A 20,940-nucleotide genomic window follows, 5' to 3' on the forward strand; every position below is an offset into this window, starting at 1 on the left:
TTGATCATGGGGCTGGCGAACGACAAGTCGCTGGCCTGGGGAATCGCCAAGAAGCTGTCCGAGGCCGGCGCGGAGCTCGCGTTCAGTTATCAGGGCGAGACGATGGAGAAGCGTGTCCGCCCGCTCGCCGAGCAACTGGGCGTCGCGCGGCTGTTCGACTGCGACGTCTCCGACATGGGTGCACTCGACGCGACCTTCGCCAAGCTGGCAGAGGAATGGCCGACGATCGATTTCGTCGTCCACGCGATCGGCTTTTCGGACAAGAACGAGCTGCGCGGGCGGTTCGTCGACACCAGCCTCGACAACTTCCTGATGACGATGAACATCAGCGTCTATTCGTTCGTCGCGGTCGCGCAGCGCGCGGCGAAGATGATGAACCCGGGCGGCTCGATGCTCACGCTCAGCTATTACGGCGCCGAGAAGGTCATCCCGCATTACAACGTGATGGGCGTCGCCAAGGCCGCGCTTGAAACGAGCGTGCAGTATCTCGCAGTCGATCTCGGCCGCGACAATATCCGCGTCAACGCGATCTCGGCCGGCCCCATCAAGACGCTGGCCGCGAGCGGGATCGGCGACTTCCGCCTGATCCTGAAGTGGAACGAGTTGAACTCGCCGCTCAAGCGCAACGTGACGATCGACGATGTCGGCGGCGCGGGGCTGTACCTGCTCAGCGATCTGGCATCGGGCGTCACGGGCGAAACCCACCATGTCGACGCCGGCTACAACGTGATCGGCATGAAAGCCGAAGACGCCCCCGACATCGCACTGGTGTAGGCGGAAAAGGCACAGACTACCCCCTCTCCCTTCAGGGGAGAGGGAGGGGCCCGTGCGAAGCATGGGAGGGTGAGGGGATGAAACGGCCACCCGGTGTCGCAGCGCGAGACCGTCAACGCGATGCACGCAAAGCGCCCACCGAACCCGAACATCGCCTGCGGCAAATCCTCCGAAACCGCCAGCTGGCTGGCCTCAAATTCCGCCGCCAAGTCTGGATTGGTCCCTATATCGTCGACTTTCTTAGCGCCGAGATCGCGCTCGTCATCGAAATCGACGGCGACACGCACGCAACGCCGGATGCGCAGGCCTATGACAAACGGCGAACCGCGTTATTAGAAGCCGAAGGCTACCGGATATGCCGGTTCGGGAATGATGACGTGATGACGAATATCGATGGTGTTGCTGCGGCGATCGTCGCCCGCGCCAACGCCCCCTCACCCTCCCACCGCGTTGCGGCGGGCCCCTCCCTCTCCCCCGAGGGGAGAGGGTTTTGAGCGTCAACAGCTTCGGGCGGATGTTCCGCTTCACCACCTGGGGCGAGTCCCACGGACCCGCGCTCGGCGCGGTGGTCGACGGCTGCCCCCCCGGCATCCCCCTCACCGAAGCCGACATCCAGCCCTGGCTCGACAAGCGCCGTCCCGGCACCTCGCGCTTCACCACGCAGCGGCGCGAGCCCGACGCGGTGCGGATCCTCTCGGGCGTGTTCGACGGCCGTACCACCGGCACGCCGATCAGCCTGATGATCGAGAATGTCGACCAGCGATCCAAAGACTATTCCGACGTCGCCAAGGCCTATCGCCCCGGCCACGCCGACTATGCCTATGACGCCAAATACGGGTTTCGCGATTATCGCGGCGGCGGCCGCTCATCCGCGCGCGAGACCGCGGCGCGCGTCGCTGCCGGCGCGGTGGCGCGGCTCGTCGTGCCCCAGGTCCGCGTTCGCGCCTGGGTCGAGGCGATTGGCGGCGACGCGATCGACCCGGCGAACTTCGACGACGCGCAGATCGACGAAAACCCTTTCTTCTGCCCCGATGCCGAAGCGGCGCTGCGCTGGGAAGCGCTCGTCGACGCCGCGCGCAAGGCGGGATCGTCGCTCGGTGCGGTGATCGCGTGCGAGGCGACCGGCGTCCCCGCGGGCTGGGGCGCGCCGCTCTATGCCAAGCTCGATGCCGAACTCGCCTCGGCCTGCATGAGCATCAACGCGGTCAAGGGGATCGAGATCGGCGACGGGTTCGCCGCCGCCGCACTGTCGGGCGAGGCCAATGCCGACCCCATGCGACCGGGCGCAGAAGGCCCCGAATTTCTGGCCAACCATGCAGGCGGGATTGCCGGCGGGATCGCCACCGGCCAGCCGATCCGGCTGCGCGTCGCGTTCAAGCCGACCAGCTCGATCCTCACCCCCGTCGAGACGATCAGCCCGTCCGGCGAGGCCGCGACGATCGCCACCAAGGGCCGCCACGACCCCTGCGTCGGCATCCGCGGAGTCCCCGTGGTCGAGGCGATGGTCGCACTCGTCCTTGCCGATCAGGCGCTGCTCCACCGCGGCCAATGCGGCTGACCGGGGAACATAAGTCGAACCGAAACGCTGTGTCTCCAACACGATAGGAGAGAAACATGCGTATTCTGACCTCGATCGCAGCGGCAGCCCTGATCCTTCCGGCCGCCGCCATGGCCCAGACCACCGGCGGTACCGCAGGTGGCACGATGGGCGGCACCATGGGCGGCGGCACGACTGGTGGTACCATGGGCGGTACCATGGGTAGCGGCACCACCGGCGGCGCGATGGGCGGTATGTCCACGGGACCGACGACGCAGTCGGGCACCACGGCGACCGATTCCGCGACCCAGACCCGCACGCAGCGCGGTACCCGCGCCCGTAGCCGCACGCGCGGCACGACGGGTACGACGACCGGTACGACCACGGGTCCCGATACGGTGACCGGCACCGGCACCACGACCGGCACGACCTCCGGTTCGATGTCGACTGGCAGCACCGGCCCGGGCACCATGGGTGGAACGATGGGCGGCACGGCCGCAGGTGGTACCATGGGCGGCACCATGGGCGGTTCGGCAACAACTGGCGGCACCGTCGGCGGCACGCCGCCACGCTGAGCCACACGGGCTGATCCAAAAAAAGGCCGGGCAATCGCCCGGCCTTTTTCGTGTCAGCGACCGTCGCCTCAGTCCGAGAACGGATCCCGCACCAGGATCGTGTCCGCCCGCTCCGGGCTAGTCGAGACCAGCGCCACCGGGCAGCGGATCAGCTCCTCGATACGCCGGATATACTTGATCGCCTGCGCCGGCAGATCCGCCCAGCTGCGCGCACCGGCAGTCGTTTCCTGCCAGCCTTCCATCGTCTCGTAGATTGGCTCGACCAGCGCCTGGTCGGCGGCATGCGCCGGGAAATAATCGAGCGTCTCGCCGCGCAGACGATAGCCGGTGCAGATCGACACCGTCTCGAACCCGTCGAGCACGTCGATCTTGGTCAGCGCGATCCCGGTGATGCCGCCGACCGCCGCCGACTGGCGCACCAGCACCGCGTCGAACCAGCCGCAGCGACGCTTGCGCCCCGTCACCGTCCCGAACTCGTGCCCGCGCACGCCCAGCCGCTCGCCGGTCTCGTTCTCGAGCTCGGTCGGGAACGGCCCCGACCCGACCCGCGTCGTATAGGCCTTGGCGATCCCGAGCACGAACCCGACTGCACTTGGCCCCAGGCCCGAACCGCCCGCCGCAGCGCCTGCAATCGTGTTCGACGAGGTGACGAACGGATAGGTGCCGTGATCGACGTCGAGCAGCACGCCCTGCGCACCCTCGAACAGGATCCGCTTGCCGGCCGAGCGCGCCGCGTTCAGGTCGCGCCACACGGGCTTGGCGAACGGCAGGACGAAGCCGGCAATCTCGCGCAGCTCGGCGATCAGCGCCGCACGGTCGATCGGCGGCTCGCCGAACCCGGCGCGCAGCGCGTCGTGATGCGCGGTCAGACGATCGAGCTGCGGCCCCAGGTCGTCGAGATGCGCCAGATCGCACACGCGGATCGCACGGCGACCGACCTTGTCCTCATAGGCCGGGCCGATGCCGCGGCGCGTCGTGCCGATCTTGCCCGCGCCGCTCGCATCCTCGCGCAGACCGTCGAGATCGCGGTGGAACGGCAGGATCAGCGCGCAGGTATCGGCGATGCGCAGCGTCTCGGGCGTCGCGACGACACCCTGCGCGCCGAGCCGGGCGATCTCGTCCTTGAGCGCCCAAGGATCGAGCACCACGCCGTTGCCGATGAACGACGGCGTGCCGCGGACGATGCCCGACGGCAGCAGCGACAGCTTGTACACATTCTCGCCGACGACGAGGGTGTGGCCGGCATTGTGACCGCCCTGGAACCGCACGACCATGTCGGCACGCTCGGCGAGCCAGTCGACGATCTTGCCCTTGCCTTCGTCGCCCCATTGCGCGCCGATGACTGCTACGTTGGCCAAACTCTATCTCCTGAGAATTACCCGCAGCGCCTACAGCGCGCGGGGCGCATCCGCCACCCAAAGATGCGTGCAGACCTGCGCTTCGGGGGTATCGCCCGCGTCGAGCGCAGCGACCGTGACCCAGCCCTGCGCCCGCATCGCCGCGCCGTCGGCGGCCGGCGTACCCAGCGGCAGGAACAGGCGGCGGCGATCGACGCTGACGACCCGGTCGACCAGCGGGTCGGCAAACAGCGAGAAGCCCGTCGCCGCTTCCTCGGCCCCGCTCTCATGCACCACGGTATAGGTGCCGCCACGCCCAACCTCGCGCGCGCTGCCATCCGCGAACAGCGAGAAGCCGAGCCAGGTCTGATATTCGAACCCGTGCCGCTCGGTCGGGTCGAGTGTCAGCGCGACGCGGCCGTCGAGCGCTGCGGCGATCCGCGTGAGCGCGTCGAGCCGCGACGCGAGGGCACCTGTCGTATCGAACATCCGCAGCCGCTCCATCGCCGGCGCGAATGGCCCCGCCGCCTCGATCAGCGGCAGATAGGCGGGCGCAAGCGCGGCGACCGCGCCGGCATCCTTGGCATCGAGCCGGTCGCGCAGCGTCGCGACCTGGTCGGGCGCGACCGGCAGCGGGCCCGCCGCAAGCGTCGACACCAGATCCGGCAGCGTGAAGTCGATCGACGCACCGCGGACCTCCGCCGCACCGAGCATGTCGACCGCGACCGCGACGACCTCCTGCGCGGCGGCGACCGAATCGAGCCCGATCAGCTCGCAGCCGATCTGCCGCGTCTCGCGCGCGGGCGCGAGCTGCGACGCGCGCAGTTTGAGCACCGAGCCGGCATAGCTCAGCCGCACCGGCCGCGGGTGATGCCCCATCCGCGTGGCCGCGATCCGCGCGACCTGCGCGGTGATGTCGGGCCGGATCGCGAGCGTACGCTGCGACACCGGATCGACGAACCGCACCGCATCGTGCAGCCCGCCCGCCTTCAACCGCATCTCTAGCCCATCAGCAAATTCGGCCAGCGGCGGATCGACGCGCTCATAGCCATGCAGGCGTGCAGCCTCGAGCACACGCGCCTCGAGCGCGGCTGCCGAATCGGCGAAGGGGGGCAGGCGGTCTCGAAAACCTTCGGGGAGCAAAGCAGTCATGCGCGTGCCTCTAACCACTTCGCCCCCCGTTCGCGAGCCTTAGAAGTTGAGACCCATCGCGGTCTTAACCCCCGGCAGCGCGCGCACCTTCGTCAGCAGCTCCGGCGTCACCGCCTCGTCGACCGACAGCAGCAGCACCGCCTCGCCGCCCGCCTGGCGGCGGCCGAGATGGAAGGTGCCGATATTGACCCCCGCCTCGCCCAGCGCCGTCCCGAGACGACCGATGAACCCCGGCGCATCCTCGTTGACGACATAGAGCATCGGCCCCGCCAGATCCGCCTCGATCTTGATGCCGAGCAGTTCGACCAGACGCGGCGCCGAATCGCCGAACAGCGTGCCCGCGACCGAGCGCTCGCCATCCTCGGTCCTGACCGAGACGCGCAGCAGCGTGTGGTAATCCGCCTCGCGCTCGGTCCGCACCTCACGCACCTCGAGCCCGCGTTCGCGCGCAAGTACCGGCGCATTGACCATGTTGACCGTCGCGGTCTGCGTCTGGAGATAGCCCGCCAGCACCGCGCTGGTGATCGGCTTGGGGTTCAGCTCGGCAGCCGCGCCCTCGGTATGCACCGAGATCCGCGTCACCGCGCCATGCGTCAGCTGCCCGACCAGCGCACCGAGCTTTTCCGCCAGCGCCATGTACGGCTTCAACTTGGGCGCTTCCTCCGCCGACAGCGACGGCATGTTGAGCGCGTTCGTGACGCCGCCCGACATCAGGAAATCGGCCATCTGCTCGGCGACCTGGATCGCGACATTGACCTGCGCCTCGGTCGTCGACGCGCCGAGATGCGGCGTGCTGATGAAGTTCGGCGTGTTGAACAGCGGCGACGCCTTGGCGGGCTCCTCGACGAACACGTCGAGCGCGGCGCCGCCGACCTGGCCCGAATCGAGCGCCGCCTTTAGCGCAACCTCGTCGATCAAGCCGCCGCGCGCACAGTTGATGATCCGCACGCCCTTCTTGGTCTTGGCGAGCGCCTCGGCCGAGAGGATGTTGCGCGTCTGGTCGGTCAGCGGCGTGTGCAGCGTGATGAAATCGGCGCGCGCGAGCAGCTCGTCGAGCGTGACCTTCTCGACACCGATCTCGATCGCACGCTCGGGGGTCAGGAACGGATCGAACGCGACGACCTTCATCTTGAGCCCGCGCGCACGGTCGGCGACGATCGAGCCGATATTGCCCGCGCCGATCAGGCCGAGCGTCTTCGACGTCAGCTCGACACCCATGAAGCGATTCTTTTCCCACTTGCCCGCCTGGGTCGAGGCGTCGGCCTCGGGCAGCTGGCGGGCGAGCGCGAACATCAGCGCGATCGCGTGCTCGGCGGTGGTGATCGAGTTGCCGAACGGCGTGTTCATCACGACCACGCCCTTGGCCGATGCGGCGGGGATGTCGACATTGTCGACGCCGATGCCCGCGCGGCCGACGACCTTCAGGTTGGTCGCATGCTCAAGGATCTCCTTGGTCACCTTGGTCGAGCTGCGGATCGCGAGGCCGTCATACTCGCCGATCATCGCCATGAGTTCTTGCGGCGTCTTGCCGGTGATCTCGTCGACCTCGACGCCGCGCTCGCGGAAGATCTGGGCGGCGCGGGGATCCATTTTGTCGGAAATGAGGACTTTTGGCATGGGATTGCTCCTGGGAATGTCGGGAAACTGCGGTGCGCTCAATGTGGAAAACCCGCCTCGCCAACCCCGTCACCCCGGCGGACGCCGGGGCCCATGGTTGCGGTCCGCGTCATGAGCGGATGCTCCGTATCCATGGGTCCCGGCGTGCGCCGGGATGACGGACAGAAGTTGAGAGCGGCTAGGCTAGATCAACCCGCCTTGGCGGTCGCGTAGGCCCAGTCGAGCCACGGCCCGAGCGCGACGATATCGGCGGTGTCGACGGTCGCGCCGCACCAGATGCGCAGGCCCGGCGGCGCGTCGCGGTAGCCCGCCACGTCATAGGCAGCCCCCGCCTTTTCGAGCGCGGCAGCCATTGCCTTGATCATCGCCTCGTCCGCACCCTCGACCGTCAGGCAGACGCTCGTCTTCGAGCGCGTCGCCGGATCGGCCGCGAGATGGCCGAGCCACTCGCGCTCCGCCACGATCTTGTCCAAAGCCGCAGCATTGGCGTCCGACCGCGCGATCAGCCCGTCCTTACCCAGCGACTTCGCCCATTCGAGGCTGAAGATCGCGTCCTCGACGGCCAGCATCGACGGGGTGTTGATCGTCTCGCCCTTGAACACGCCCTCGGCGAGCTTGCCCTTCGACACGAGGCGGAACACCTTCGGCAACGGCCAGGCGGGCGTGTAGCTCTCGAGCCGCTCGACCGCGCGCGGGCCGAGGATCAGCACGCCGTGCGCGCCCTCGCCGCCGAGCACCTTCTGCCATGAGAAGGTCGCGACATCGATCTTGGTCCAGTCGATGTCATAGGCGAACACGCCCGACGTCGCATCGGCGAACGACAGGCCTTCGCGGTCGTCGGGGATCCAGTCCGCGTTGGGCACGCGCACGCCGCTGGTGGTGCCGTTCCAGGTGAACAGCACGTCGTTCGACCAGTCGACCGAGTCCAGATCGGGCAGCTGGCCGTAATCGGCGCGCACCACGGTCGGGTCGATCTTGAGCTGCTTGACCGCATCGGTCACCCAGCCCTCGCCGAAGCTTTCCCAGGCGAGCGCGGTGACGGGCTTCGCGCCCAGCATCGTCCACATCGCCATCTCGTACGCGCCGGTGTCGGAGCCGGGGACGATGCCGATGCGGTGCGTATCGGGGAGCTTCAGCAGTTCGCGCATCAGGTCGATGCTGTACTGGAGGCGGGTCTTGCCAATCTTCGAGCGATGCGAGCGGCCGAGCGAATCAGTGGCGAGCTTGTCCGCGGACCAGCCCGGAGGCTTCGCGCAGGGACCGCTGGAGAAAAAGGGGCGTGCCGGCTTGGTTGCAGGCAGCACAGGCGCACCTGTGGCGGTGGCGTAGGTCGTATCAGTCATGTATCTCTCCTCACAGAGAGCACGCGCGGCGTTGGGACCGCGTGGCCCGTCGCCGGCCCTAACGACGTGGCGCGGCGAGTCAACCATGTCCGCGCATGCGCTTCCGTCGCCACGCTCCCCCGTTCGCCCCGAGCGAAGTCGAAGGGCCGCGCCGCACACGCCCATGCCTCGACTCGCCGCAACGCCGCCCCGCGACGCGTGACAAGCCGGTGCCACGCGGGGATGATGGCCCCATGTACCGCGTCCTTTACCCTGTCCTGCTCGCGCTCGCGCCCATTCTCGCGCTCGCCGCCTGCGGCCGCGCCGATCGCCCCGCCGCGCCGCAACAGACCCGCCCCAACCTCTCGGTCCCGAGCAATCGCGAGACCGCGCAATGCCTCGCCGACCTGCGCCAGCTCCACGTCTCGTTCCAACTCCTGCCCGACCGCGAGACCGGTCCCGGCTGCGGGCTCGCGGGCACCGTCAAGCTGGTCGATATCGGCGTCCCGGTCGCCAACCTCACCGCGGTCCGCTGCGGCGCGGCGCGCGCGCTGATCGGCTGGACGCGCAACGCGGTCGCCCCCGCCGCCTATCAGATGCTCGGCAGCGAACTCGCGCGGATCGACAGCATGGGCAGCTATGCCTGCCGCAACGTCGTCGGTTCGGCTCGCAACGCGAGCCGCCGCTCGGGCCATGCGGTCGCCAACGCAGTCGATATCGGCGGGTTCGTGCTGAAGGACGGACGACGGATCAGCATCCTGAATGACTGGTCGTCGCCCGACCCGCAGGTTCGCCAATTCCTCCAGACGATCCGCGCCTCGGCCTGCAAGCGGTTCGGGACGGTGCTCAGCCCCGACTATAACGCCGCGCACCGCAATCACCTCCATCTCGAGGACGATCGCGCGAATTTCTGCCACTAGTACACCGGTCTAGCCCTGCGCACGGCTTTCGACTAAATCCGCCGAAATGACAGATACCCGCATTCCCTCACGCGTTTTCGCGAACGCCAGCCAGGACGCTGAAACCGCCCGCGAGATCGTTTCCACGCCGCAGACCCAGCATCCGCATTACCGGCTCGCCTTCCAGGACATGGACTTCCTGCTCCGCGAAGACCTTCGCCCGGTGCGCTTCCAGCTCGAGCTGCTCAAGACCGAACTGGTGCTCGAGGAAGCGAAGATCGCCTCGACCTTCGTCTTCTACGGCTCGGCGCGCATTCCCGAGCCCGCCAAGGCACAGGCGCTGCTCGAACTCGCCAGCGACGAGAAGTCGAAGAAGATCGCCGAGCGGCTGGTCGAGAAGTCGAAATATTACGACGTCGCGCGCGAGCTCGCCGCCAAGGTCAGCGTCCTGCCCCGCGACGAGCGCGGCTGGCGTCAGTTCGTCGTATGTTCGGGGGGCGGCCCGTCGATCATGGAAGCCGCCAATCGTGGCGCCGACGATGTCGGGGCCGAGTCGATCGGGCTGAACATCGTCCTGCCGCATGAGCAGGCCCCCAACCCGTACGTCACCCCGTCGCTGTCGGTGCAGTTCCACTATTTCGCGCTGCGCAAGATGCACTTCCTGCTCCACGCGCGCGCGTTGGCGGCGTTCCCGGGCGGGTTCGGCACGTTCGACGAGCTGTTCGAGCTGCTGACGCTGATCCAGACGGGCAAGATCCAGCCGATCCCCGTGCTGCTGTTCGGTCGCCAGTTCTGGGAGCGCGTCGTCAATTTCGACGCGCTGGTCGAGGAAGGCGTGGTCAGCGGAAAGGACCTGTCGATCTTCCGCTATGTCGAGACCGCCGACGAAGCCTGGGCCGCGGTCCAGTCCTTCTACCGCGAGCGCGCTGCGGCCGAAGCCGCAGAGGCCGCAGGAGCCTGACCTTCTGCCTCCTCTCCCCTCGGGGGAGAGGGCCGGGGTGAGGGGCCGCCAGGCAGCGCACACCCCGCAACAGCCCCTCTCCTCACCGAGGAGAGGAAGCCGCGATTACTGCTCCGTCCGCGCTCCCTTGCGTGCGGCTTCCGGGTCGACCGACGGTGCACCCGACGCCGCGGTGCCGGTGTTCGCGATATCGGCGGTATCGCCGCCGTTCTCGACCGCAGCCTCGGCGGCGTTGGCGGTCGCAGGCTGATCTCCAGCGGCGGCAGGTTCTGCACCGGCGGCAGGCGCTGCCGGCAAGGGCAGGTTCGACCCCTGCTGGTTGAGATACAGGATCACGTTCGCGCGGTCCTCGGCACTGCCCAATCCCGCAAAGGTCATCTTGGTGCCCGGCGCGAACTTGCGCGGGCTGGTCAGCCACGCGTTCATCTTGTCGAAGTCCCACTTGCCGCCGACGCCCTTCAGCGCGTCGGTAAAGGCATAGCCGCCCTTGCCCTGCGCGATCCCTTCGCCCAGCGTCGCGTACAGGTTCGGACCGATCCCGTTCGCGCCGCCCTGGTTGATCGTGTGGCACGCGGCGCACTTCTTGAAGACCTCGGCGCCCTTGGCAGCATCGGCGGTCGGCAGCAGCGACGCGATCGCCACCTCGGCAGCGCCACCGCCGGCACCCTCCTCGACGACGCCCTCGATCGCATAGCCCATCTTCTCGGGGCGCTCGCCGTGGAACAACATGCCCCCCACGATCGACAGCCCAAGCGCCGCACCACAACCTGCGAGCACCCAGCCGGCGATCGTATTGGTCCTGTCGTCCATAAAGCGCACCCACCCCTATTTGATTTAGGACAGCCATAGAAAAGCCTGACCGACACCGCAAGCAAACGCTGCGCCCCGTCTTGCGCGGGCGCCGCGCGCCCTTGATTGCATCCGGCCCGCTGGCTACGCGCCGTGGCGATGGAAAACTTCGCCGCCCCCGCCCGTCCGATCGTCGCGCGGATGACCCAAGCCGCGATGGCGGAGCCCGCGCGCGCGGTCGCGTTTCAGGGCGCGCCCGGCGCCAACAGCCATGTCGCGGCGACCGAGGCGTTTCCGGACGGCCTGCCGCTGCCCTGTTTCGACTTCGCCGATGCGATCGACGCGGTGAAGGACGGCCGCGCCGACTGCGCGATCATCCCGATCGAGAATTCGCTCCACGGCCGCGTCGCCGATATCCATTTCCTGCTCCCGGAATCGGGGCTGGTGATCACGGGCGAGCATTTCCTGCCGATCCGCCACGCGCTGATGGGCTGCGGCCCGCGCGATGGTATCCGCCAGGCGATGAGCCATCCGCAGGCGCTCGGCCAGTGTCGCCACTGGCTCAAGGCGCACGGGATCGAGCCGGTGAGCTATCCCGACACCGCGGGCGCCGCGGCCAAGGTCGCCGAGCTTGCCGACCCGACGATCGCCGCGCTCGCGCCGCCCGCCGCCGCCGCGCTCTACGGCCTCGATCTGCTCGCGACCGACATCGCCGATGCCGATCACAACACGACGCGCTTCGTCACGCTCGCACGTGGCGGCAAGCCACCGGCGGCGCAGGATCCGGCGGGCGGCGACTGGATGACGACGCTGATCTTCGAGGTCCGCAACGTCCCCGCCGCGCTCTACAAGGCGATGGGCGGCTTCGCGACCAACGGCGTCAACATGACCAAGCTCGAAAGCTACCAGCGCAACGGCAGCTTTGCCGCGACCGAATTCTATGCCGATGTCGTCGGCAAGCCGGGCGACGCCAATCTCGACCACGCGCTCGAAGAACTCGGCTTCCATTCGAAATGGCTCCGCGTGCTCGGCACCTACCGCCAGGCGCGCACGCGCGGCTGAGTCACCCCTTCGCCCAGACGGTCAGCAGCGTGTGCGCGATCGCATAGGGCGGCGGCGGCAGGAACGGCCCCTCCTCGCCGCGCAGCACCGCGCGCACCATCTCGCGCGGTACCCACATCGCATCCTCCAGCTCGTTCACGTCGAGCGTGATCGCGTCGTCCACCGCCTCCGCGACGCACGCGATCATCAGCGACGAGGGAAAGGGCCAGGGCTGGCTCGCGACATAGCGGACACGGCCGACGCGCACGCCCGATTCCTCGGCAATCTCGCGCGCGACCGCCTCCTCGATCGATTCACCGGGCTCGAGAAACCCCGCAAGCGCCGAATAGCGCCCCGGCGGCCAGCCCTTGCCTCGCCCGAGCAGCGCGCGCCCGTCATGCTCGGCGATCATGATGACGACGGGATCGACCCGCGGGAAATGCTCGGTCGCGCAATTGGGGCATTTGCGCGCCCAGCCCGCGCGGAACATCGCGGTCGCGGTCCCGCATTTCGCGCAGAAGCGGTGCCGGACATGCCAGTCGAGGACGCTGCGCGCCGCGGCATAGGTCGCCGCCTCGCCCGGCGCGAGGCTGCCCAGCACCGCCATCAGCGCGGGCGAGCGCATCGCCGGGGCGTTGTCGACCCCCATGCCCGCCAGCAACGCGGTGAAATGCGGCCGCCCGCTCTCGTCGAGCCCGAGCAGGATCGGCTCGGCATCGTCGGGCAGGTCCGCCATCGACGTCCATTCGAGCCGCCCCTCGCCCGTCACGGCGGGCAACAGACCGTCGAGCGCGAGCAGCCGCGCCCGCCAATCGCCCTGCGCCGCCGCCAGCGCCTCCACATCGTGGCGCAGAGCATCGGCACGATCGAGCATCCCCCCGGTAAAACCCGGTGCGACATCGGGCATGAGATCCGCGGTCAAGCTCATCGGCGCACGCCCCCCGCGGATCCGCTTCGCGCGACATCGGCGACCAGCGCGCCGACCACCTCTTTCCGCAGCGGCCATTTCTCACCGGGGAAATAATTGACCATCACCGTGCTCCGGACATGACGGACCGGGTCGACCCAGGCGAACGTCCCCGCCGCGCCCCCCCAGCCATAGGTGCCCTTCGATGCGCCGCCCGGCACGTCCGCGAGATACACCGACCCGCCCGCGCCGAACCCCATCGCATTACCTGCGGCCGCCGCACCGGTCCCGGTGCCGATCCCGCCGAACGACACCCCCTTGGGCATCAGGTTCGACATGCCGAGCGCGACCGTCTCGGGCTTCATCACCCGCACGCCGCCCAGCGTCCCGCCATCCTGCAGCATGTGCAGGAACCGGTCATAATCGCGCGCCGACATCACCAGCCCCGCGCCGCCATAGGGAAAGCTCGGCCGCTCCGCGAACACCGACGTCGCCGCAGGGTCGAGCGGGGTGCGGTTATCACCGACGAACGCATAGTTGGTCGCCAGCCGCTTCACCTGATCCTGCGGCACCATGAAGAAGGTCGAAGTCATCTTGAGCGGCGCGAACATCCGCGTCTGCAGGAACCGCTCGAACGACATTCCGCTCGCCACTTCGATCACCCGGCCCATCACGTCGAGCCCGATCGAATAGCTCCATTTGGTGCCCGGCTCGGCGACCAGCGGCAGCGTCGCGGCGCGGTTCGCGAAGTCCTCGAGCGAGGTCGGGCGGACCTTGGCCATCTGCGTTTCCATCTGCGCATTGACCGACATCGGCAGCACGCCGCGCTGCTCATATTCCTTGAGCAGCGGGCCCTTCACATTGATGCTGTAGCCGAGCCCCGCGGTGTGCGTCAGCAGCATGCGGATCGTGATCGGCGTCGTCGCGGGCCGCGTCGCCAGCGACGTGTCGGGGCTGGTCGCGACCGTCATCGTCTTGAACGCGGGGATGTATTTGCTCAGCGGATCGTCGAGGTTTAGCCGACCGTCCTCGACCAGCATCATCGCCGCCATCCCGGTGATCGGCTTGGTCATCGAATAGACCCGCCACAGCGAATCGGCGTCGGCGAACGGCCGCCCCGGCTCGTCGCCGATTTTGCCGCTCGCCAGAAACAGGGTCGGCCGGTCGCCCAGCCCGAACGCGCCGACGATGCCGGGCATCTTGTTGTCGCGGACATAGCCGTCGAACAGCCGTTCGACGCTCGGCAAGGCGGCGCGTGCGGGATCGCCCGCGCGTTCGGTGACGGCGATCGGGCCGGGCGCGGCCTGTCGCTGCGCCTGCCCCAGGGCTGCGGTCGCCGCCAGTGCGGCGATGACGCCGGTCGAAATCCAGTGTGCACGCGTCATGCAGGCCTCCCTATCGCGCCCGTATAGCCTGGGCGGCCTTGGCGAAAACGGTCGGCAGCCCGGCGGTATCCAGGGTCTCGACGGGCCACCATTCGCCGGGTTGATGCGCCTCCACCCGCGCCACCGCAAGACCGAGTTCGAGGTCGAAATGCGTGAAGCCATGCGTGACGCGGTCGTCGAGCATCTGCCAGTCGGCCTGTGCCGGCGCGGCCTCGAACCCCGGCGGCTGGTCGGTCCAGGGCCCGGTCGGCAGCGCGCGCATGCCGCCGAGCAGCCCGGTATCGGGGCGGCGCACCAGCAACACTTGTCCGTCGCGCTCGAGCCAGAAGATCGTCCCGTGACGCTGCGGCTTGGCGGCCTTCTTCGCCTTGACCGGCAGCCGTTCGGGCTCGCCTTCCGCAAAGCCGTCGCAGTCGGGGCGGAGCGGGCACAGCAGGCATTTGGGGTTGCGCGTCGTGCAGATCGACGATCCCAGATCCATCATCGCCTGCGCGAAATCGCCCGCTCGCATGTCGGGCGTGATCGTGTCCGCGGCCGCACGGATCGCCGGGCGCGCGGCGGGGAGCGGCGTCGTGATCGCGAACAGCCGCGCGACGACGCGCTCGACATTGGCATCGACCACCACCGCCCGCTCGCCGAACGCGATCGCCGCGACCGCCGCCGCGGTATAGGCGCCAAGCCCGGGGAGCGTGCGCAGCTCGGCCTCGGTCCGCGGAAACACGCCATCATGCTCCGCGACGACCGCCTTCGCCGCCTTCACCAGATTGCGCGCGCGGGCATAATAGCCGAGCCCCGCCCAGGCGGCCATCACATCGGCATCGTCCGCCGCGGCGAGGCTCGCAAAATCGGGCCAGCGCGCGGTCCAGGCGAGGAAGCGCGGGGTGACCGCGGCGACCGTGGTCTGCTGCAGCATCACCTCCGACAGCCAGACGCGATAGGGGTCGACCGTCTCGCCCGGCCGGGCGCGCCACGGCAGCACGCGACGATGCGCGTCATACCAGTCGAGCAGGGCGACGGGGACCGAAGAGCGCTTGGCGTTCACGCGCCGCCTATGGCATGGGTGGCGCGATGAGCAACCCGCCCGGTATCACCACCGAACAAAAGTCCGCGACCGCGGCCAGCGCGACGGACGTTCCGCCCGCGCGCAAGACCGCCGTCCGCAAAACTGCTGCCCGCAAGCCCAAAGTCGATGCCGATGCGCCGCGCGCCAACCGGTCGCGCGCGGTCGCCGAGTTGCTCCCCGCGATCGGCGGCGCGGCGTTCCGGCGCTTCGGCTTTATCCAGTCGTCGGTCGTCAGCCGCTGGCCCGAGATCGTCGGCGAGCGGTTTTCCGGCGTCAGCACGCCCGAATCGATCCGCTTCCCGATGGGGCAGAAACAGGATGGCGTCCTGACGCTGACCGTGCGCGGCGCGCATGCGCCGATGATGCAGCACGTCATTCCCGAGATCACCGAGCGCGTGAACCGCTTCTTCGGCTACGCCGCGGTCGCGCGCATCACCATCCGCCAGGGCGAGGTTGCCAAGCCACGCGTCAAGGCGGCGCCGCCCCCGCTCCGCACCGTCCCCGCCGATCTCGGTCTCAGCCTGAAGGGCATCGCCGATCCCGAACTGCGTGCGGTTCTCGAATCCCTCGCCGCCGGCGTCGCTTCGACGAGCGGCCTTCCCAGGATCAGCTGAATGCGTCTGTTCTTTGCGTTGTTCGGTCTCGCGCTGCTCACCGCGGCCGCGCCCGCCCCGAAGCCCGTGCCCGTCACCCGGACGGCGAGCGGCACCTATGTGCTCGGCAGCCCCGCAGCCCGGGTCAAGCTCGTCGAATATGCCAGCTACACCTGTTCACACTGTGCCGATTTCTCGACCCAATCGCAGGCGGTGCTGAAGGGCAAGATGATCGCGTCGGGATCGACCAGCCTCGAATTCCGCCACATGATCCGCGACCGGCTCGATCTCGCTGCGGCGGTGCTCGCGCGCTGCACCGGGCCGCGCGGCTTCTTCCCGACATCGGCGGCGATCTTCGCGGCGCAGCCCGCCTGGCTCGAAAAGGGGATCGAGTTCCAGCAGGTCAACGCCGCGCGCATCAACCTCTATCCGCGGCCAGCGCAGCTCAAGGCCTATGCCGATGGCGCGGGGCTGACCGATCTGGTCAAGGCGCGTGGGCTGTCCGCCGCCGCGATCGACGCGTGCTTCGCGGATACGGCGGAGATCGACCGGATCCTCGCCATCACCGCGGCGGCACCGCCCGAGGTCGATTCGACGCCGTCCTTCTTCATCAACGGCAAGGTCATGCCGCATGGCGGCTGGGCCCAGCTCGAACCCGCGCTGCGCACTGCCGGCGCCCGCTAATTTCGTTGGAGTATCCCGCATGAAGTTCGTCACTGCCATCGCCGTCCTGCCGCTCGCGCTCGCTGCCTGTTCGGGGGGCGACTCGTCGAACACCACCCAGGCCGCAGCCCCCGTCGCCGCGGCGACCGCACCCGCCGGCCAGAACTGGACCGAAACCGTCGTCAAGACCGACGAGGGCTATCTGATGGGCAACCCCAATGCCCCGATCAAGCTGGTCGAATATGGCGCGCGCTCCTGCCCGACCTGCGGCGCGTTCGCGCGCGAGGCGTTCAAGCCGCTGACCGACAATTATGTCTCGACCGGCAAGGTCAGCTTCGAATTTCGCGACTTCCTCGTCCACGGCGCGCCCGACGTCGCGCTGACATTGCTCGGCCAGTGCGGCGGGACCGCGCCGTTCTTCCCGATCCTCGAGCAGATGTACCAGAACCAGAACGCGTTCCTCGACAAGCTTCAGACGATGCCCCCGGCGATGCAGCAGAGCCTCGCCAATCTCGCCCCGACCGCGGTCGCGACCAAGCTCGCAGAGCACATGGGCGCGATCGATTTCGTCAAGCAGCGCGGCATCCCCGAGGCCAAGGCGCGCGCCTGCCTCGCCGACCAGAAGCAGCTCGAGATCATGGCCAAGCCGACCGAAAACGCGATGCAGTCGGGCACCGTCACCGGCACGCCGACCTTCCTGCTGAACGGCAAGAAGATGGAAAACGTGCTGTCGTGGAGCGAGATGGAAAAGGCGCTGAAGGCCGCCGGCGCGTAAGCCGCATCCCGTCCGGCGGGCATTCGGCAGTTCGGAGTGTGTCCCTGCGAAGGCGGGGACCCAGTCCGGGCTGCCGCCTTCGCGGGAGACCAGAAGCGCGCTACGCTCGCCAATCGTGAAGGGAGAGCGCGCGCCATGCAGATCAAACGCCTCCGCATCACCGGGTTCAAGAGCTTCGTCGAACCCGCCGACCTGGTGATCGAACCCGGGCTGACGGGCGTGGTCGGCCCCAATGGCTGCGGCAAGTCGAACCTGCTCGAGGCGCTGCGCTGGACGATGGGCGAGGCCAGCGCCAAGTCGCTGCGCGGTGCCGGCATGGACGACGTGATCTTCGCAGGGACCGCGACCCGGCCCGCGCGCGATTTTGCCGAGGTCTCGATCCTCGCCGAGATCGCCGGCCCCGACGGCGCCGACGAACGCGAGATCGTCCGCCGGATCGAACGCGGCGCAGGGTCCGCCTACCGGATCGACGGCCGCGACGTCCGCGCGAAGGACGTCGGGCTGCTCTTCGCCGACGCCGCGACCGGGGCGCATAGCCCCGCACTGGTCAGCCAGGGCCGGATCGGCGCGGTCATCGCCGCCAAGCCCGCCGACCGCCGGGCGATGCTCGAGGATGCCGCCGGGATCGCCGGGCTCCACGTCCGCCGCAAGGATGCCGAGGCGAGGCTGCGTGCGACCGAGGCCAATCTCGCACGGCTCGATGCGGTCATCGCCGACCAGGACGCACGCGCCGCCGCGCTCAGACGCCAGGCGCGCGCCGCCGAACGCTATCGCCTGCTGTCGAACCAGATCCGCGTCGCGGAGGCACGGACGATTTTCGCGCGCTGGCGCGACGCCGCTGCCGCCGCCGATTCGGCGACCGCCGACGCCGCGCAGGCCGAGGCGCGGGTGGCCGCCGCCGCCGCCGCCGAATCCCTTACCGCGAAGGCGCAGCACGACGCCGCCGCCGCGGTCGCCACCGCTCGCGCCGCCGCGCTCGCCGCCCGCGACCATGCCGCCGAAACCGGCCATAGGCTGGCCGGCCTGCGGACCGAACGCACCGCGCTCGACCGCCGCCTCGCCGACCTCGCCGACTCGCGCCGCCGTATCGCCGAGGACCGGCTGCGCGAGGGTAGCCTCGCCAACGACGCCGCCGACGCGCTGACCCGGCTGACGACGGAGGTCACCGCGCTAGATGCCGCGATCGCCACCGCCACCGCCGCGCTTCCCGCGCTCGACGCCGCGCAGGCCGAGGCCGAACGCGCCGCGCGCGACGTCGAGGTCGCGCTGGCGCAGGCGATGACCCGCCATGCGAGCGATGTCGCCGAGGCGCGGGTCGCCGCCGCCGCGCTCGCCGCCGCGCGCACCCGCGCCGATCGCGCCGCACGCGACGCGGCGCAGATCGAGGCGGCCCACCGCGCGCTCGGCGACCCCGCCCCGCTCGAGGCCGATCGCGCCACAGCCGCCGAGGCGCGTCTCGCCGCGCTGGAGGACGCCGCCGCCGCCCGCCACGCGCTCGCGCAGGCCGATAGCGACGAACGCGCCGCAGGTGGTTTGCGCGATGCCGCCGAGACCGCGCGCGCCACCGCCCGCGCCGAGCTCGCCGCGCTCGACAGCGAGGCCGCAGCGCTCACCCGCGCGACCCAACGCGGCGGCCGCGACCGGCTGCTCGACCATGTCACCGCCACGCCGGGGCTGGAGCGCGCGCTCGCCGCCGCGCTCGGCGACGATCTGGATACCGACCCCGCCGCCTGGGCCGGCGCGGCGCCCGCGCCCGGTGATCCCGCGCGCCCGTCCGGCACCACCGCGCTTGCCGCCGACGTCGACGCACCCGCCTCCCTCGCGCGCCGGCTCGCTCAGGTCTTCGTTACCGACCGTGACGACGGCCAGCCGCTCGCGGTCGGCCAGCGCCTCGTCACCCGCGACGGCGTGCTGCGCCGCTGGGACGGCTTCATCGCGCAGGGCAGCGGCGCGGCGGCCGCCGAGCGGCTCGAACGTCGCAATCGCCTGCACGCGCTGGAAACTGCACGCCCGGTCGCCGCCGCTACGCTCGCCACGCACGACGCGGCGCGCAACGCCATCGACCAACGGATCGCCGCGCACCGCCAAGCCGCCCACGACGCCCGCGCCCACCTGTCCGCCGCCGAGACCCGCATCCGTGACGCGCAACGCAACGAGGATCGCGCCGCCGCCGCGCTCGAACGCCGCGCCGGGCAGCGTGCCGATCTCGACCAGCGCGCCCACCGCGTCCATGCCGAACAGGCCGATGCCGCGGCGGACCTCGCCGCCGCCGACGCCGCGGTGGCGGCATTGCCCGACGGCCGCGCCAGCGCCGACGCGGTCGCGACGCTCCACCGCGACGCCGAGGCCCGCCGCGGCGCGGTCGCACAGGCGCGCAGCGACCGCGCCGCGCAGGACCGGCTGCGCGCCGAAACACGCGAACGTCTCGCCGCCGCACAGGCCGATATCCGCAGCTGGCGTGCGCGTGCGGGCGAAGCGGCAACCCGCATCACCGCGTTGGACCGCCGCGCCCGCGACGTCGCCGCCGATGCAGAGGCGCTCACGGACCGTCCCGCCACCCTCGATGCCGCGATCGCCACGCTCGATACCCAGCACGCCGCCGCGCGCGCGGACGCCGACACGCTCCAGACCGCCGAACGCGCCGCCGAAGCCGCGCTTCGCACCGCCGACGACGCGCATCACCGCGCGGCCGAAGCGCTCGCCGAGGCACGCGAGCACCGCGCCGGCGCGCTCGTCCGTGTCGATACGCAGGACCAGCACCGCCGCGAGCTCGGGCGGCTGTCGGGGGAGCGTTTCGCCTGCCCCGCCCCCGTCCTGCCCGAACGCCTCGACTTCTCCGCCGCCGATGTCCGCACGCCCGCGGACGAGGCCCGCGCGCAGGACCGCCTGACCGCCGAGCGCGAGCGGATCGGCGCGGTCAACCTCGTCGCCGACCAGCAGCTCGCCGCGCTCGAGACCGAGGCGATCGGCAATGCAGCCGAACGCGACGAGCTGGGTCAGGCGGTCCACCGGCTGCGCGGCTCGATCGGCACGCTCAACCGCGAGGGCCGCCAGCGGTTGCTCGCGGCGTTCGAGACGGTGAACGGCCACTTCCAACGGCTGTTCGCAACGCTGTTCAACGGCGGCAGCGCGCATCTCGAGCTCGTCGATTCGGACGATCCGCTCGAGGCGGGACTCGAGATCCTCGCCCAGCCCCCCGGCAAGCGGCTCCAGTCGCTGGCGCTGTTGTCGGGCGGCGAGCAGGCGCTGACCGCGGTCGCGCTCATCTTCGCGCTGTTCCTGACCAATCCCGCGCCGATCTGCGTGCTCGACGAGGTCGACGCGCCGCTCGACGACGCCAATATCGACCGCTTCTGCGACCTGCTCGACCGGATGGCGCGCGACACCGCCACGCGCTACCTCGTCGTCACGCACAATGCGGTCACGATGAGCCGAATGCACCGGCTGTTCGGCGTGACGATGATCGAACCCGGGGTCAGTCGCCTCGTCTCGGTCGATCTTCAGGCCGCCACCATCCTTGTCGCTGCATAAAGGCGTCACCCGCTGCGAA

19 protein-coding genes are annotated in these 20,940 nt (G+C 69.7%); 11 read left to right on the forward strand and 8 right to left on the reverse strand.

Annotation, left to right across the window (positions count from 1 at the left end; all coding sequences use genetic code 11):
* The 4 genes from fabI to sphst_RS05150 form a co-directional block, all read left to right on the forward strand.
* Positions 1-774 (forward strand): enoyl-ACP reductase FabI (fabI, locus tag sphst_RS05135; protein ID WP_107045253.1); only part of this gene is annotated, 774 nt, incomplete at its 5' end.
* A 77-nt stretch (positions 775-851) separates the two neighbouring features.
* On the forward strand, positions 852-1,268 hold the full coding sequence (locus sphst_RS05140; protein ID WP_031395411.1) for an endonuclease domain-containing protein: 417 nt from the start codon (positions 852-854) through the stop codon (positions 1,266-1,268).
* Positions 1,265-2,332, forward strand: coding sequence for a chorismate synthase (gene aroC / locus sphst_RS05145; protein WP_056407203.1), 1,068 nt, complete (start codon positions 1,265-1,267; stop codon positions 2,330-2,332). Before sphst_RS05140 ends, aroC begins: the two co-directional genes overlap by 4 nt.
* Before the next feature lie 56 nt (positions 2,333-2,388).
* Positions 2,389-2,886 carry a hypothetical protein gene (locus sphst_RS05150; RefSeq protein ID WP_043158426.1) on the forward strand — a complete coding sequence of 166 codons (498 nt, stop codon included), beginning with the start codon at positions 2,389-2,391 and terminating at the stop codon, positions 2,884-2,886.
* Between the two features lie 68 nt (positions 2,887-2,954).
* Here the strand turns inward: sphst_RS05150 and sphst_RS05155 are convergent, their stop codons facing one another.
* From sphst_RS05155 to sphst_RS05170, 4 genes are all read right to left on the reverse strand, one after another.
* Positions 2,955-4,244, reverse strand: coding sequence for an adenylosuccinate synthase (locus sphst_RS05155; protein WP_031440105.1), 1,290 nt, complete (start codon positions 4,242-4,244; stop codon positions 2,955-2,957).
* Between the two features lie 30 nt (positions 4,245-4,274).
* On the reverse strand, positions 4,275-5,375 hold the full coding sequence (locus sphst_RS05160) for an ATP phosphoribosyltransferase regulatory subunit (RefSeq protein ID WP_056674010.1): 1,101 nt from the start codon (positions 5,373-5,375) through the stop codon (positions 4,275-4,277).
* Positions 5,376-5,414: 39 nt separating this feature from the next.
* Complete coding sequence (gene serA / locus sphst_RS05165) at positions 5,415-6,992, reverse strand: phosphoglycerate dehydrogenase (protein WP_056407197.1); 1,578 nt, start codon at positions 6,990-6,992, stop codon at positions 5,415-5,417.
* Positions 6,993-7,180: 188 nt separating this feature from the next.
* The gene (locus tag sphst_RS05170) at positions 7,181-8,335 is read right to left on the reverse strand and encodes a phosphoserine transaminase (RefSeq protein ID WP_056407195.1); all 1,155 of its coding nucleotides are present in this window, start codon (positions 8,333-8,335) and stop codon (positions 7,181-7,183) included.
* 233 nt (positions 8,336-8,568) lie between these two features.
* On the opposite strand from sphst_RS05170, the gene sphst_RS05175 reads away from it, so the two are divergent.
* A complete protein-coding gene (locus sphst_RS05175; protein ID WP_037529882.1) occupies positions 8,569-9,234 on the forward strand; it encodes an extensin family protein in 666 nt (221 codons plus the stop codon).
* Between the two features lie 46 nt (positions 9,235-9,280).
* On the forward strand, positions 9,281-10,174 hold the full coding sequence (locus sphst_RS05180; RefSeq protein ID WP_107045254.1) for a TIGR00730 family Rossman fold protein: 894 nt from the start codon (positions 9,281-9,283) through the stop codon (positions 10,172-10,174).
* Positions 10,175-10,279: 105 nt separating this feature from the next.
* Here the strand turns inward: sphst_RS05180 and sphst_RS05185 are convergent, their stop codons facing one another.
* Positions 10,280-10,984, reverse strand: coding sequence for a c-type cytochrome (locus sphst_RS05185; RefSeq protein ID WP_031396507.1), 705 nt, complete (start codon positions 10,982-10,984; stop codon positions 10,280-10,282).
* 138 nt (positions 10,985-11,122) lie between these two features.
* Between sphst_RS05185 and sphst_RS05190 the strand changes: the two genes are divergently transcribed.
* On the forward strand, positions 11,123-12,025 hold the full coding sequence (locus sphst_RS05190; RefSeq protein WP_107045255.1) for a prephenate dehydratase: 903 nt from the start codon (positions 11,123-11,125) through the stop codon (positions 12,023-12,025).
* A gap of 1 nt (position 12,026) precedes the next feature.
* Here the strand turns inward: sphst_RS05190 and nudC are convergent, their stop codons facing one another.
* Genes nudC through sphst_RS05205 form a run of 3 tightly spaced genes read right to left on the reverse strand, consistent with a single transcriptional unit; the run spans position 12,027 to position 15,338 of the window.
* Positions 12,027-12,932, reverse strand: coding sequence for an NAD(+) diphosphatase (gene nudC, locus sphst_RS05195; protein ID WP_234387429.1), 906 nt, complete (start codon positions 12,930-12,932; stop codon positions 12,027-12,029).
* Positions 12,929-14,296: a serine hydrolase domain-containing protein gene (locus tag sphst_RS05200; protein WP_107045256.1), complete on the reverse strand. Its 1,368-nt coding sequence runs from the start codon at positions 14,294-14,296 to the stop codon at positions 12,929-12,931. The genes nudC and sphst_RS05200 overlap by 4 nt, the downstream gene beginning before the upstream one ends.
* A gap of 10 nt (positions 14,297-14,306) precedes the next feature.
* Entirely contained in the window at positions 14,307-15,338 is a 1,032-nt protein-coding gene (locus sphst_RS05205) for an A/G-specific adenine glycosylase (RefSeq protein WP_031396510.1), read from the reverse strand.
* 26 nt (positions 15,339-15,364) lie between these two features.
* Between sphst_RS05205 and sphst_RS05210 the strand changes: the two genes are divergently transcribed.
* From sphst_RS05210 to sphst_RS05225, 4 genes are all read left to right on the forward strand, one after another.
* Entirely contained in the window at positions 15,365-15,973 is a 609-nt protein-coding gene (locus sphst_RS05210) for a DUF721 domain-containing protein (protein WP_081877807.1), read from the forward strand.
* Positions 15,974-16,636: a DsbA family protein gene (locus sphst_RS05215; RefSeq protein ID WP_042466643.1), complete on the forward strand. Its 663-nt coding sequence runs from the start codon at positions 15,974-15,976 to the stop codon at positions 16,634-16,636.
* Between the two features lie 19 nt (positions 16,637-16,655).
* Positions 16,656-17,390, forward strand: a complete 735-nt coding sequence (locus sphst_RS05220) for a thioredoxin domain-containing protein (RefSeq protein WP_031396513.1) — start codon at positions 16,656-16,658, stop codon at positions 17,388-17,390.
* A gap of 135 nt (positions 17,391-17,525) precedes the next feature.
* Positions 17,526-20,921, forward strand: coding sequence for a chromosome segregation SMC family protein (locus sphst_RS05225; protein WP_107045257.1), 3,396 nt, complete (start codon positions 17,526-17,528; stop codon positions 20,919-20,921).
* The last annotated feature ends 19 nt before the right edge of the window (positions 20,922-20,940 follow it).

It is taken from the genome of Sphingomonas sp. STIS6.2, assembly GCF_000732685.2.
In the GTDB taxonomy this organism is placed as follows: Bacteria; Pseudomonadota; Alphaproteobacteria; order Sphingomonadales; family Sphingomonadaceae; genus Sphingomonas; species Sphingomonas aerolata.

Bases quoted from the DNA above. Each gene is read 5' to 3' on its own strand.
- nudC (WP_234387429.1), bottom strand. From the start codon at position 12,932: ATGAGCTTGACCGCGGATCTCATGCCCGATGTCGCACCGGGTTTTACC.
- sphst_RS05150 (WP_043158426.1), top strand. From the start codon at position 2,389: ATGCGTATTCTGACCTCGATCGCAGCGGCAGCCCTGATCCTTCCGGCC.
- sphst_RS05170 (WP_056407195.1), bottom strand. From the start codon at position 8,335: ATGACTGATACGACCTACGCCACCGCCACAGGTGCGCCTGTGCTGCCT.
- sphst_RS05225 (WP_107045257.1), top strand. From the start codon at position 17,526: ATGCAGATCAAACGCCTCCGCATCACCGGGTTCAAGAGCTTCGTCGAA.
- sphst_RS05185 (WP_031396507.1), bottom strand. From the start codon at position 10,984: ATGGACGACAGGACCAATACGATCGCCGGCTGGGTGCTCGCAGGTTGT.
- sphst_RS05220 (WP_031396513.1), top strand. From the start codon at position 16,656: ATGAAGTTCGTCACTGCCATCGCCGTCCTGCCGCTCGCGCTCGCTGCC.
- serA (WP_056407197.1), bottom strand. From the start codon at position 6,992: ATGCCAAAAGTCCTCATTTCCGACAAAATGGATCCCCGCGCCGCCCAG.
- sphst_RS05175 (WP_037529882.1), top strand. From the start codon at position 8,569: ATGTACCGCGTCCTTTACCCTGTCCTGCTCGCGCTCGCGCCCATTCTC.
- sphst_RS05200 (WP_107045256.1), bottom strand. From the start codon at position 14,296: ATGACGCGTGCACACTGGATTTCGACCGGCGTCATCGCCGCACTGGCG.
- sphst_RS05190 (WP_107045255.1), top strand. From the start codon at position 11,123: ATGGAAAACTTCGCCGCCCCCGCCCGTCCGATCGTCGCGCGGATGACC.
- sphst_RS05180 (WP_107045254.1), top strand. From the start codon at position 9,281: ATGACAGATACCCGCATTCCCTCACGCGTTTTCGCGAACGCCAGCCAG.
- sphst_RS05160 (WP_056674010.1), bottom strand. From the start codon at position 5,375: ATGACTGCTTTGCTCCCCGAAGGTTTTCGAGACCGCCTGCCCCCCTTC.
- sphst_RS05210 (WP_081877807.1), top strand. From the start codon at position 15,365: ATGAGCAACCCGCCCGGTATCACCACCGAACAAAAGTCCGCGACCGCG.
- sphst_RS05215 (WP_042466643.1), top strand. From the start codon at position 15,974: ATGCGTCTGTTCTTTGCGTTGTTCGGTCTCGCGCTGCTCACCGCGGCC.
- sphst_RS05140 (WP_031395411.1), top strand. From the start codon at position 852: ATGAAACGGCCACCCGGTGTCGCAGCGCGAGACCGTCAACGCGATGCA.